At 58.6% G+C, this 12,345-nt stretch carries 10 protein-coding genes and 1 pseudogene; 7 read left to right on the top strand and 4 right to left on the bottom strand.

Going from position 1 to position 12,345, the window contains the following annotated elements:
- Positions 1-136: 136 nt before the first annotated feature.
- The 5 genes from HMPREF2849_RS07835 (at position 137) to HMPREF2849_RS07815 (ending at position 4,384) form a co-directional block, all read left to right on the top strand.
- Positions 137-1,348 carry an NRAMP family divalent metal transporter gene (locus HMPREF2849_RS07835; RefSeq protein ID WP_070862844.1) on the top strand — a complete coding sequence of 404 codons (1,212 nt, stop codon included), beginning with the start codon at positions 137-139 and terminating at the stop codon, positions 1,346-1,348.
- A gap of 91 nt (positions 1,349-1,439) precedes the next feature.
- Positions 1,440-2,213: a LamB/YcsF family protein gene (locus HMPREF2849_RS07830; RefSeq protein WP_049172677.1), complete on the top strand. Its 774-nt coding sequence runs from the start codon at positions 1,440-1,442 to the stop codon at positions 2,211-2,213.
- A 71-nt stretch (positions 2,214-2,284) separates the two neighbouring features.
- Positions 2,285-2,938 (top strand): 5-oxoprolinase subunit B family protein, encoded by a 654-nt coding sequence (locus HMPREF2849_RS07825; protein WP_049172678.1) that lies wholly within the window; start codon positions 2,285-2,287, stop codon positions 2,936-2,938.
- Between the two features lie 18 nt (positions 2,939-2,956).
- A complete protein-coding gene (locus HMPREF2849_RS07820; RefSeq protein ID WP_049172680.1) occupies positions 2,957-3,841 on the top strand; it encodes a 5-oxoprolinase subunit C family protein in 885 nt (294 codons plus the stop codon).
- An 87-nt stretch (positions 3,842-3,928) separates the two neighbouring features.
- Complete coding sequence (locus tag HMPREF2849_RS07815) at positions 3,929-4,384, top strand: GNAT family N-acetyltransferase (protein ID WP_069359594.1); 456 nt, start codon at positions 3,929-3,931, stop codon at positions 4,382-4,384.
- 48 nt (positions 4,385-4,432) lie between these two features.
- On the opposite strand, the gene HMPREF2849_RS07810 is transcribed toward HMPREF2849_RS07815, so the two are convergent.
- Together HMPREF2849_RS07810 and HMPREF2849_RS07805 are read right to left on the bottom strand one after the other, a co-directional pair.
- Positions 4,433-5,908 (bottom strand): NAD(P)(+) transhydrogenase (Re/Si-specific) subunit beta, encoded by a 1,476-nt coding sequence (locus HMPREF2849_RS07810; protein ID WP_070862843.1) that lies wholly within the window; start codon positions 5,906-5,908, stop codon positions 4,433-4,435.
- A gap of 6 nt (positions 5,909-5,914) precedes the next feature.
- Positions 5,915-7,504, bottom strand: a complete 1,590-nt coding sequence (locus HMPREF2849_RS07805; protein WP_070705968.1) for a Re/Si-specific NAD(P)(+) transhydrogenase subunit alpha — start codon at positions 7,502-7,504, stop codon at positions 5,915-5,917.
- 389 nt (positions 7,505-7,893) lie between these two features.
- On the opposite strand from HMPREF2849_RS07805, the gene HMPREF2849_RS07800 reads away from it, so the two are divergent.
- On the top strand, positions 7,894-9,096 hold the full coding sequence (locus tag HMPREF2849_RS07800) for an alpha/beta hydrolase (protein ID WP_070566444.1): 1,203 nt from the start codon (positions 7,894-7,896) through the stop codon (positions 9,094-9,096).
- A gap of 6 nt (positions 9,097-9,102) precedes the next feature.
- On the opposite strand, the gene HMPREF2849_RS07795 is transcribed toward HMPREF2849_RS07800, so the two are convergent.
- Complete coding sequence (locus HMPREF2849_RS07795; RefSeq protein ID WP_069359590.1) at positions 9,103-9,648, bottom strand: TetR/AcrR family transcriptional regulator; 546 nt, start codon at positions 9,646-9,648, stop codon at positions 9,103-9,105.
- On the bottom strand, positions 9,635-11,131 hold the full coding sequence (locus HMPREF2849_RS07790) for an MFS transporter (RefSeq protein WP_070566446.1): 1,497 nt from the start codon (positions 11,129-11,131) through the stop codon (positions 9,635-9,637). Before HMPREF2849_RS07790 ends, HMPREF2849_RS07795 begins: the two co-directional genes overlap by 14 nt.
- A 386-nt stretch (positions 11,132-11,517) precedes the next feature.
- On the opposite strand from HMPREF2849_RS07790, the pseudogene HMPREF2849_RS07785 reads away from it, so the two are divergent.
- Positions 11,518-12,345, top strand: a pseudogene (locus tag HMPREF2849_RS07785) (IS110 family transposase); the annotation flags it as partial.

Here is a 12,345-nt window from a genome sequence, read left to right as displayed (position 1 = left end):
ACTAAAGCACTTTTGTGTGGCGGCCATCACCAATTAACATACGAGACATTGTTCAACAATCTCTGTGCAGGCGATCTTCAACGTAGGAATCCTTCAACGTGGGAATCGTCAGACTTGTAGGGAAAGGCCTTACGCTATGGACGCTTCAACATCTGCCCATAAGGCGCGGCGAACGGCACTCCTCGGCGCCGTATTCCTGATGGCGACCAGTGCTATCGGGCCGGGCTTCCTCACCCAGACCGCAACCTTTACGGCCAAGCTTGGCGCGGCTTTCGCCTTTGCCATTGTGATCTCGGTGCTTCTTGATATCGCGATTCAGCTCAACGTGTGGCGAGTGATTGCTGTCTCTGGACGCCGCGCGCAGGAGCTCGGCAACGCCGTGCTTCCGGGGCTGGGCTGGTTAATGTCAATTCTCATTGTCATCGGTGGTGTGGTCTTCAATATTGGCAACGTCGGCGGTGCTGGACTTGGTGCGAACGCGATGTTGGGCGTGGACGCAAAGATTGGCGGCATTGTTACTGCAATCCTCGCCATTGGCTTCTTCCTCTCCCGGCGGGCGGGTATGGCGCTGGACAAGGCACTCGTTGTGCTCGGTGTCGTGATGATTCTGGTCACTGGAATTGTGGCGTTCAGTTCTAACCCGCCAGTAGGGGAAGCACTGAAGAACACGGTCATGCCCGACACGATTGATTTGTTGGCAATCATCACGCTCGTCGGTGGCACTGTTGGCGGTTACATTACTTACGCTGGCGCTCACCGCATGCTTGATGCTGGCGCCGGCGGTGTAGAGAACCTCGCACAGACCACTCGCTCATCTGTTACGAGCATCATCGTCACAGCCATCATGCGTTTCCTCCTTTTCCTAGCTGTCTTGGGAGTGGTTGCGGGTGGCGTGGTCCTCAATACGGATGGAAACCCCGCTGCAGAGGCATTCCAAGCTGCGGCAGGAGATTGGGGTATGCGCTTCTTTGGCGTTGTCCTGTGGGCTGCGGGAATCTCGTCGATTGTGGGTGCCAGCTACACCTCAGCAACATTTCTGACTCGTTCCTCGGGTGCTGGAGCCAAGACTCAAAACACGATCACCATTGTCCTAATTGCAATCTCCACGCTGCTCTTCGGTGTCATCGGTACGGCTCCAGCGACGCTGTTGGTTTTCGCCGGAGCCTTCAATGGTTTGGTTCTTCCAATTGGCGTTAGTGTGCTGATTTACATCGCGCTGTTCCGTGCGGATCTCATGAATGGTTACAAGTACCCGAAGTGGTTGGCGGCTATCGGAATCTTGGGTGTCGCAGTCGCCTGGTTCTTGGCGTGGCGCTCATTCGGCGGTGTGTTTGAAATGCTCGGCTAATCCCCCCCGGTTTCTCGCACAGCTCAGATGAGAACCAACATAACAACGGTACAAAGACCAGCATTATTACTTGGAAGGAGCGGTGACGTTTATGGGCGCCACTATCGATCTCAACTCTGACCTTGGGGAAGCGTTCGGCTCGTGGAAGATGGGTGATGATATCGCTCTGCTGAACATTGTGACCAGTGCCAATATTGCCTGCGGGTATCACGCGGGTGACGCTAGCGTCATGATGGAGACCTGTGAGGCAGCTGCTGCGCGCGGAATTCGCATCGGCGCGCACGTCGCCTACCGAGATCTCCCCGGGTTTGGACGACGTCGCATGGATTACGCACATCGAGAATTGCGAGCCGAAACCGTCTACCAGATTGGTGCACTTTCGGCATGTGCACGGGCGGTGGGTACCGAAGTTTCCTACGTCAAGCCCCACGGTGCCCTCTACAACCGCATCGCAGTGGATGAAAATCAGGCCGCTGCAGTGGTGGAGGCGCTCCTGCTCGCTCGCTCCACCTGCGGAGATGAGCTTGCCATTATGGCGCAGCCGGGGTCGGTCATCGAACGGCTCAGCCTCGACGCGGACCTCCCTGTGATTAGGGAAGCTTTTGCAGATCGCGCTTATAACTCCGATGGAACTCTGGTGTCCCGAGTACTCGAGGGGTCGGTCATTGTAGAACCCGATGCCGTCGTCAAACGCGTCATTGCAATGGCTAGCGGGGAACCAATCGTCGCCTACGACGGTTCACCGTTGACCGTGCAGGCTGACTCTATTTGTTTGCACGGAGACACCCCTGGTGCGGTCGAACTCTCCCGTATGATTCGCCAAGGGCTCGTCGACGCCGGAGTCACTGTCGCTGCCCACGTATAGCGCGGACTCGCACACCGGTCTTATCAACCGCAGTTTTTCAACCCCGCAAGAAAGAAAGGATCAGCACCGCCATGGCCGAGATTCGCCCTATGGGAACAAATGCGCTGCTTATCGACTATTCATCATCGGCCAATCCGTTGGCGAAGGTACTTCGTGCACACTCTGCTGCGGCTGAGATTGAGGGACTCGTTGACAGGGTACCTGCAGCCCAAACGCTCCTTCTTCGCTTTCGCGGACCGGCTCGTCGTTACCTCGGCGCAGTAGAAACCGCGCTGCGGGGCAACAATGCGCAGAGGCAGACCGTCGACAAGCGAAAAACAATGACGATTCCCGTTCACTATGACGGCGCGGACCTTGAGTCCTTGGCACAAAGCCTTGGGATGAGCCCTCAAGCGTTGATCGATTGGCACTGCGAACGCCCTTGGACGGCCGCGTTCGGTGGATTCGCGCCGGGCTTTTATTACATGGTGCGCGGGAGCGGTCAGGGGTGGCCAGAGCCGCTTGATATTCCCCGCCTTACGACGCCGCGCACTCGAGTTCCCAAGGGCTCCGTCGGACTTGCGGGCCAATTCGCAGGTGTATATCCCATCGATTCGCCCGGTGGCTGGCAGCTCTTGGGACATACAGATGTGGAGATGTGGGACTTGAATCGGCCTAATCCGGCGCTGCTTGAGCCCGGGGTTGAGGTGCAATTTGAAGCGACTTCTACGGTGAGTGCGGCGTAGAAAAAGGGGGCGGAAGAGATGAAGAATTCTATCGAGATTATTCGACCCGGCATATTGACGACGATTCAGGATTTGGGCCGTGCAGGGCAAGGCAGCCTGGGCGTGAGTACTTCCGGTGCGTTCGACCACGAGTCCGCGGCAGCTGCTAACCGGATGGTTGTCAACGAAGAAAGCCTGGCGGTGCTTGAGTGCGTCGTCGGCGGGTTGGAGTTCCAAGTAGCGGAGGGAGCAATCATATCCTTCGCAGGAGCCCACGGTGAGGTGACTGTCGAGCAGGATGGCAAGGTCATCAAGACCTCGATGAATAGTCGAATTGTGGTCGGGGCGAAGGCAATTGTGCGGCTTGGTACCTTCGATGCAGGTCTTCGCGGGTACGTCGCGATTCGAGGGGGCATCGATGTCGCGGAAGTGCTGGGCTCGCGGTCATACGATACGCTCGGCAAGCTCGGCCCAGCGCCTTTGCAGGCCGGTCAGGTCTTGCAGGTCGGCGACCCGGAGTATTCGACGGGGTCGTCAATCGCAATTTATCCCGCGCCTCATTGGTCGAGCGAGGCTGCGCGCTTAGATGTTGTTCCTGGCCCTCGGGCGGACTGGTTTACGCGGGAAAGCGTCAGTGATTTCTTTCACGAGACATGGACCGTGACGCAAGAGGCCAACCGCGTCGGACTTCGGCTGAATGGGACTACTCTTGAGCGCCAGGTCACCCATGAGTTGGCAAGCGAGGGAATGGTCCCCGGTGCGATACAAGTGCCCGCATCGGGGCAGCCGATTATTTTCGGTCCTGATCATCCGGCGACGGGTGGATATCCGGTCATTGGTGTGTTGACGGAGCCGTCATTGTCGAGGGCCGGGCAATTGGTGCCCGGCGCGAAGGTACAATTCCGCCGGGTGCGGGCGGTATAGGTCTGCGGCTTCATTCTGCGCGATGGTGCGCCACTACGTTTGCCAGCTATGAGCGTCACACCGTTCTTCGCAGTAAAATCAGCCACCATGATTGAACACGCCTCCTTTTCTCAACTCAGTGCGACCGATGTGTATTCCATCTCGGCACTGCGCACCGATGTGTTCTATCTTGAGCAGTCCTGTACAGAGCCGGAAATGGATTGGCGCGACCTGGAAGCTACCGCGGAGCACTATTTCATCCGCGACGACAATGACTCCCGCAAGATTATTGCGTACTTGCGTGTAATTGACACGCTCGATGAGTTCTCGACGAGCTACCCGCGCACCATCGGCCGAGTTGTCGTCGATGCTGCGAGCCGGGGTAGGGGGTTGTCCTCGAAACTGCTGCAGCAGGTCATCGCTGACCACCCGGATACGGGGCTGATTCTGCATGCCCAGACGCAGGCGAAGGCTGTGTACGCAAAAGCCGGCTTCCATGAGATCGGGGAGACCTTCATGGAAGCCGGCATTGAGCACATCACGATGGTTCGTGACGGGTCCTAGGGGAAAGTACTTAGGCTCCGATTTGTACGGCGTTGCTTGCCTGAAGTTTTAAGCGTTGACCTTCGAACTCGCCAGGATGCGGTTCAGAGAGTCGACGCTGGCCTTCGCATCGCCGATAAGCATGTCGGTGTTTTCGTTGAAGAACAACGGGTTCTGCACGCCTGAGTAACCCGAACCCATCGAACGCTTGAGAACAATCACGCGCTCAGATTCCCACACCTTCAGCACCGGCATACCCGCAATCGGGGAGCCCGGCTGCTCTGCCATCGGGTTGACGGTGTCATTTGCACCGATGACCAGGGTGACATCCACATCAGCGAAGTCATCGTTGACCTCGTCCAGCTCCAGCACGATGTCGTAGGGAACCTTGGCCTCAGCCAGCAGCACGTTCATGTGACCCGGCAGGCGGCCAGCGACTGGGTGGATACCGAAGACCACTTCCTTGCCGGCCTCACGCAGGTTACGGACTAGGTCAGCAACAGCGTACTGAGCCTGTGCCACAGCCATACCGTAACCCGGAGCGATGAGGATCTTGTCTGCATCACGCAGAATCTCGGAGGTGTCCTCGTGGCTGACCTCGGTGTGGGAGCCTTCCACGGCGCTTCCCGACGAAGCCTCGGAGCCAAAGCCACCCAGAATAACGTTGGCAAAGGAGCGGTTCATGGCCTCACACATGATGTACGACAGGTAGGCGCCGGAGGAACCAACCAGCGCACCAGTGATGATGAGCAGCGGGTTGCCAAGCATGAGACCGGTGAAAGCGGCGGCCCAGCCGGAGTACGAGTTCATGATGGACACGACAACCGGCATGTCGCCGCCACCGATGGCGATGACCAGGTGCCAGCCCAAGAACAGGCCCAAAGCAGTCACTGCAACCATGCATGCCCATGCGATGGCGCCGCCCTCGGTGCCGGTTGCGATGAAGACAGCCAGGAGAACCAGAGTGACCACCAGAATGGCAATGTTCAGAGCGTTGCGGCCCGGCAGCAGAAGCGGCGAGCCCTTGATCTTCTCAGACAGCTTCAGGCCTGCGACGATGGAGCCAGTGAAGGTCACAGCGCCGATGAAGACGCCAATGTAGACCTCACCGAAGTGGAACTTCAGGGCATCGGGGGCTACATCTTCGGCGAAGATGTAGGAGTTGAAGCCGATGAAGATAGCGCCGAGTCCGACCAGACCATTGAACAGTGCAATCAGCTGCGGCATGCCAGTCATGGCAACGCGGCGTGCGCGACTGATACTGATGACACCACCGATGCCGATAGCGACGGCGATGAGAATCAGGGTAATCAGCGGCGAGAAGTGAGTATCCGGCTTGGTGTCTGCGGTGACGAGTGCCTGGAAGATGGCAATGACGACGGCTACAGCCATACCGGCGATACCGAAGGAGTTACCGCGGCGAGCGGTCTCCGGCTTGGACAGGCCCGAGAGGGCAGCGAGGAACAGGACGGCGGCGACAATGTAGCCGACGTTGGACAGGCGGTAGGTCCAGTCCAGAAGCGAAGCAGTATCAATGCTAGCCATTAGACTTTATGCCTCCTCTTTCACAAACATGCCAAGCATGCGGTCGGTGACGGCGAAACCGCCGAAGATATTGATGGAGCTAACCACGATGGCCGCGAACGCGAGACCGGAAACCAGCAGGTTGGAGCTTCCCACCTGGAGAATCGCACCCACCAGAACAATGCCGGAAATCGCGTTGGTCTCAGACATCAGCGGTGTGTGTAGGCGCGGCGTGACCGCGGAGATTACGTAGAAGCCAAGCACGATAGCCAAGGTGAGAACCATGAAGTTGGCGCTCACGCTGTGCGGTGCGCTGAGCATAACCACAATTGCCAGCAGTGCCGTCAGGCCCAGAGCAATCTTCGAGCCCAGGCCAGATCCCATGAAGGAAACCTTCTCCGGCGCATTCTCTTCTAATGCGGCCTGGTGAGCCTGCTGCTCCTGCAGTGGGGCAGCAGGGGTGACAGCGACCTTGATTGGCGGTGGTGGCCAGAGAATCTCAGCTCCGGTAGCGCCGGCGCCATTTTGTGAGCGAGCCTTTGTCACCGTGATGCCACGGATAATCTCGTCCTCGAGATTGAGAACTGGAGAGCCATCCTTTTCCGGCGTGATCAGCTTGAACAGGTTGAAAATGTTCTGGCCGTACAGCGACGATGCCTGCGCGGGCAGACGTCCTGCAAGGTCGGTGTAACCGATGATGGTCACACCGTTGTCAGTGACAATGGTCTTGCCTGGAACGGTCATCTCGCAGTTGCCGCCACCGGCGGCAGCCATGTCGACGATGACGCTGCCTGGCTTCATAGCTGCAACATCGGCAGCAGTCAGCAGCAGTGGAGAGCGACGGCCAGGGATATTCGCGGTGGTAATGACAATGTCAGCCTGCGCGGACTGCTCGGAGTAGAGCTTCGCGGCAGCGGCAGCCTGATCATTGGTCATTTCCTTGGCGTAGCCATCTTCGGACTTCTCGGTGGCGGCCGGAATCGGGATGAACTCTGCACCCATCGATTCGACCTGTTCACCGGCTTCAGGGCGCAGGTCTGTTGCCTTAACAACCGCGCCCATAGAGTTGGCCGTACCGATCGCCGCAAGTCCGCCGACACCAGCGCCGATGACGTAAACGGTAGCTGGTGGCATCTTTCCTGCGGCAGTCACCTGACCAGTGAAAAGGCGACCATATGCAGAAGCCGCTTCGACTACTGCGCGGTAGCCGCCGATGTTGGCCATCGACGACAGTACGTCCATCGACTGTGCCCTGGAAATGCGGGGAACTGCATCCATAGCAAGGGCGGTGATGTTGCGTTGCGCGAGCTCTTCGACCAGTTCTTCGTTTCGGCCTGGCGCAAGTCGGCTGATCAGCATGGCACCGTCGTTAAGCAGTGCACGGAACTGCTCCGGCGGAGTGTCGAGCGTTACGACGATATCGCTGTGCCAGACAGACTCGTCGACAATGGTGGCACCGGCGGATTCGTAGTCCGCGTCGGTGAACTTAGCAGCCAGGCCGGCGTCAGCCTGCACGGCGACCTCGTAGCCAAGCTTGACGAGTTTGCCGACGGTCTCCGGGGTCGCAGCCACAATTGTTTGCTGGGGATCGGGTTCTAAAGGGATGCCGATTCTCATTGTGGGAGTTCTTTTCTGTTCGGGGGTTTTATTAAGGGCCATGCACACTCGGTTGTCGGTTAACAGTGAGCGTGGGCGTGACCGCTTTCTCCTTGGTGTCAATAAGGTATGCGCTGGCGGGGAGGCAGCGGAGGCGTTTGTGGAAAAAGGTAATAAAAATATGTGGGTAACGGTGGTGAGGTGGGTTTTTCTGAGTTTGCGCACTCTTAGAAAGGGGGTAGGAAATGGGGGTAATAGTGCTAATTGTGGGCGAGAGTGAACATTTGTAGCGCCCTGAATGATTGTTTGAGGGGTGAAGTATGGGGGAGGATGATTCTGTCTTTACGTACGTCTTTACGCATTAGGTAGATTCGTATTCCAAGGCTTTTGGCAAGAGTTAAGGAAAAACGATGATTGGTTCACTAAGTGCCGCCGGAAAGGCCGTGTCGGCATCCCGCCGAGGGGAGGGGCGTACGTTCTCGAAGGTGGCTGCTCTCTCGCTCGCAGCTGGTGTAGTTCTCGGCGGACAGGTGCCAGCGCAGGCGGCACCGCGCATTGGTCAGCTGCCGGATATCACTGCACGCGAAAGCACTATTGACTACCAGAACTCGGAAACCGTGGACAAAATTGGCGGTGGTCTGGTGGATGTCATGGGTGGCGTGAACCGCGTCATCTCCGGTGGCGAAAGTGGCCATATCACCGAGCCGTTCGCCCCAGAGGCGGGGCAGCTGCGCAAGGAGTTCGGAGCGATGGGCTCCCATCCAGTTGCCGCAACCCGCGAAGCACTGCCATGTGATGGTGTCGTCTACACCATCTATAACCGCGTACTGCGGGACCTCCACGGTCTCCACGACACCACCGGCTGCTACGACGTATTGCCTGAATCGGCCAACGCCTCCCCAGTTGGCGCACAGCTTATCTACCCGGCGGATATTGACTCCATGGAGTCTGCGCCACTGATGGTTCTCAGCCCTGGCATTGGTACTGAGCCGGGTATGTACGACGCGCAAGCGCGACTCTATGCAAGCCACGGATACGTCGTGGCCCTTGGCTACAACTTCACCAACTGGTTCGCGCCACAGATGGTGCTGGCAGCTTCAGTTGCCGCAGCGGCCAATGAGGACGAGTCCACACCACTTGCAGGCAAGATCGATTTCTCCCGCACGATGCTGGTCGGGCACTCTGCGGGTGGTGGCTCCGCAATCTTCCTGAACAACAGGATGGATAAAGCCTTCCAGGCTGCGGGTATCGATATGGTCACCCGCGGTCTGGTTGCCATCAACCCAGGGCCTTCCGACGCTGGACTAATCTCCACACCGCCGGAGATTCCAAGCCTGGTCGCCATTGCGGAGCACGAGGACATCGTTCCTTTTGATGCGGATCGACGTGGTTACCGCGATGCTGAAGGGCCCGCCTGGGAAGCGGTAGTCACCGGTTCCTACCACGGCACCTACCTGGATGATCCGTCCAAGAATGTGCTTGGCTCGCTGGTGCTGTCCTTTAGTGAGTATGTGCTCGGCGGAACGAGTCGAGCAAAGGCCGTCTATGAGGGTGCTAACTACGGCCTGGCTACTGACTCCGAGCTCAAGGACGTTCAGCGCAAGGGCGTTTAGAGCTGGCTACTCCATCGACTCTGGAATCAGCTTTGCTGCGGCCTCGGCGATTGCCTTGCGCTGTGCTTTCGTGAGCTGGTTGCCATTGAGATAGTCGTTAGCCCAGAGTCCATCGGAGATCATCTGGACAACGTAGGCCATACAGGCGTCCTCGTCGGTGGCAATCTGCTCCACCGGGGGATTCCATCGGCGCAAAAGGCGCGTCCAAATCTCGCGCAGCTCCGGGTCTGCGGCAGAGTCGATGGACATAAGTAGTTCAGCTCTCGTTGCCGTATCCAGCGAGACCTGGAGGTTTGCGCGTAAGCGGTTGGCGGGGGAGACCTCCTCTGCGGGCCCGCCCGCGGCTTCAATCAGTTCTTCCTCCCATAGCTGCGCCATGTGCTCATGGACGCTGCGAATCATGTCTTCGCGGGAGGGGAAGTGGTAAATCAACCCTGATTTACTCATTCCGCATTGAGTTGCGACATTTTCGTAGGTGACCTCGGAAAAGCCGTTTGTCTCGATAATCTCAACGATTGTGTCGAGAATGGCAGTGCGCTTACTCGTGCGCATATTCAGTCTCCTTCGGGTTGCCGCGGAATGCCACCGCAGTCGCAATCGCTGCAATGACAGCAACGACAGCCAGGATAATCAAAATGGCCAGGTAGGAACTGTCGAGGCCGGCGCGGGCGCCGTCGTTAAGCGCTGGCGTGTGAAGTGCATCGGTGAGTGAGATGCTGGCGTCGACAGGCGTGAACAAGGCGTAGAACATGGGTAGGAGGCTGCCTGTGATTGCGACGGTGATCAGTGTGCCAAATTCGTAGGACACGGATTCCATCGCCGCCGCCATACCGGCCTTTGACCTCGGGGCTGAGCCGATAATCGCGGTCGACGACACCGACATCACAGAACCTGCGCCCGCGCCGAGCAGTATCAATCCTGCGATCATGAGCGGGAAATTGCCCGAGGAAACACCGTGGTACATGCCTGCCAGGCCGATGGCGTTGAGGAGGAATCCGCCGGTGATGAGTGTGCGGAAACCCACTCGATGCAGCACCATGCCGCCGATGACACCAACTGGCAAGGACGCCAGTGCCGCGGTGGCAACTAGCAAGCCTGCGTCGAGTGGTGTGTATCCGACGGAAATCTGGAAGCGCTGCGTCGTCATCAATTCGGCGCCTGCCAGGACAAACATGGCAAGCGCGGCTGCCAGCACGCCACCGGAAAACATCCGCGAACGGAAGACGGAGAAGTCGATGAGGGGTTCAGTGAGACGTGCCTGACGACGCTGAAACAGTACCGCGCCCACTAGCCCGCAGGCGATAGCTGCGACGATGACGGTGGAGGAGCGATGACCAGCGAGTTCCTTAATGAGCGAAACCAGGCCCAGCATGGCCAGCATCGCGTAGAGGCTGGTGAGGAAATCCCAGCGCTTGGCTGGGTTGGGCTGATTCGGCGGAGCAAAAATCAGCGTGCCAATGATTGCGAAAATTACTACAGGGATGTTGATAAGGAAGATTGAGCCCCACCAGAAGTGCTCCAATAGGAAACCGCCAACGACGGGGCCAGCGGCGGCACCCAGTGTTGCCGTGGCAGACCAAATGCCAATAGCTGTGGCAAGTTCACGAGGGTGGCGGAAGGTCTCACGTAGCAGTGCGAGGGTCGCCGGCATCATGGTCGCGGCGCCCAGTCCTAGACAGCCGCGGGCGATGACCAGCGCCCAGGCGTGCGGCGCAAAGGCCGCGGCCAGGGAAGATAAGCCAAAAATCGTCAGGCCCACAAGAAACATCTTGCGGTGACCGATGCGGTCGCCCAGAGTGCCTGTGCCGAGGAGGAGTGCGGAGATCACCAGTGGGTAGGCGTTGATGATCCACAGGCCCTCCAGCTCGGTTGTGTGGAGCTGCTCGCGCAGAACTGGCAGGGCAGTGTAGAGCACCGAGTTATCTATGCCGATGAGTAGTAGGCCGGCGCTGATGATAGCGAGGAAGACCCACCTGTGGGTGACTGGAGTGGACGGATTAGCCCTCGTGGAAGCGGCGTGGTCGGTACTTGTCATTCCAGTAACTGTAACGAACGTTCGGTTTAGTTACAACTTCTGGAGAGTGCCGATGTAGGCCTAAAACTTCAAGAAAAGTAAGCCAATCCCGCCCAAGGAGCCGGTGAAAAAGTGTCTAAGTTGCAGGCGTTGTTGAGGTGCGAATTCACGACCGCCGTTCGATCCGTTACCGTGATGGTGTCCCCCTCACGGGGCGCGGTCACCGGGCCCGGTATGGCTTATCTGCGTGAACATTTCCATAATCCGGGGGGTGTTGCCACCGGACACCGGGGACAACCGCTGACAGCTAATAGGGCCACGGACCAAACAGAGGTCTCGTCGTAACGTGGGTGCCTGCAACGGATGTCCAAGACACCGGCGACCAGCCGCAACAGAAGGACACCACCATGGAACCGTCCACAACACCCGACATCATCATCGGCCTCGACGTCGGCAAAACCGACCACCATGCCAGCGCGCTGACCACCACCGGCGAGAGAATCTATGACAAACCACTGCCCCAAGACGAAGCCGCACAGCGCGAAATCCTCGCGTCCATGCAGGCCCACGGCGGCGTTCTCATGGTCGTCGATCAACCCAACACCATCGGCGCCCTGCCCATCGCAGTGGCCCGCGACTGCGGTTGCACGGTCGGAGACCTCCCCGACCTAGCCATGCGAAAAGCAGCCGACCTCTACCCCGGGCGATCAAAAACCGCCGCCGGGATGCATTCATCATCGCCGACACCGCCCGCACCATGCCGCACACACTGCGGGCAGTCGACCGCGACGACGAGACACTAGCAGCGCTGAAGATGCTCGCCGGATTCCACGACGACATCGCCAAAGACGCCACCCGAACGAAAAACAGCCTTCGCAGCGTGCTCACACAGATTCACCCCGCACTCGAGCGCGTCTTTGCAGGCGAGATTCTCTCGCGCACGCTGGTGCTGGACTCGCTCATCCACTACGAAGGTCCGACAAAACTGGCCGCCGCAGGTCGAGGCCGGGTCCTGAAGTGGATACGCAACCGCGCCAAGAAGGACCCTGATACCCTCGCAATTTTCGCCGCCCTTGCCGAGCAAACTGTCACGGTACCCGGCATGGCGGCAGCAGAATTGGTCATTCCCCAGCTGGCGGCGAACATCGAAGCGCTTCAAGCGCAGCGCGACACGATCGCCGGACATGGCTCGGAGATGCTCGAATCGTTCCCTCTTGCCCAGGTCTTGATGTCGA

This window comes from Corynebacterium sp. HMSC073B01 (assembly GCF_001838255.1).
Lineage (GTDB): Bacteria > Actinomycetota > Actinomycetes > Mycobacteriales > Mycobacteriaceae > Corynebacterium > Corynebacterium jeikeium_D.
The sequence above is the reverse complement of the archived record's forward strand: the minus strand, read 5'-3'. Positions and strand labels throughout refer to the sequence as shown.

Excerpts from the sequence above, each read along its gene's own strand:
- HMPREF2849_RS07835 (WP_070862844.1), top strand. The coding sequence starts at position 137 with ATGGACGCTTCAACATCTGCCCATAAGGCGCGGCGAACGGCACTCCTC.
- HMPREF2849_RS07830 (WP_049172677.1), top strand. The coding sequence starts at position 1,440 with ATGGGCGCCACTATCGATCTCAACTCTGACCTTGGGGAAGCGTTCGGC.
- HMPREF2849_RS07825 (WP_049172678.1), top strand. The coding sequence starts at position 2,285 with ATGGCCGAGATTCGCCCTATGGGAACAAATGCGCTGCTTATCGACTAT.
- HMPREF2849_RS07820 (WP_049172680.1), top strand. The coding sequence starts at position 2,957 with ATGAAGAATTCTATCGAGATTATTCGACCCGGCATATTGACGACGATT.
- HMPREF2849_RS07815 (WP_069359594.1), top strand. The coding sequence starts at position 3,929 with ATGATTGAACACGCCTCCTTTTCTCAACTCAGTGCGACCGATGTGTAT.
- HMPREF2849_RS07810 (WP_070862843.1), bottom strand. The coding sequence starts at position 5,908 with ATGGCTAGCATTGATACTGCTTCGCTTCTGGACTGGACCTACCGCCTG.
- HMPREF2849_RS07805 (WP_070705968.1), bottom strand. The coding sequence starts at position 7,504 with ATGAGAATCGGCATCCCTTTAGAACCCGATCCCCAGCAAACAATTGTG.
- HMPREF2849_RS07800 (WP_070566444.1), top strand. The coding sequence starts at position 7,894 with ATGATTGGTTCACTAAGTGCCGCCGGAAAGGCCGTGTCGGCATCCCGC.
- HMPREF2849_RS07795 (WP_069359590.1), bottom strand. The coding sequence starts at position 9,648 with ATGCGCACGAGTAAGCGCACTGCCATTCTCGACACAATCGTTGAGATT.
- HMPREF2849_RS07790 (WP_070566446.1), bottom strand. The coding sequence starts at position 11,131 with ATGACAAGTACCGACCACGCCGCTTCCACGAGGGCTAATCCGTCCACT.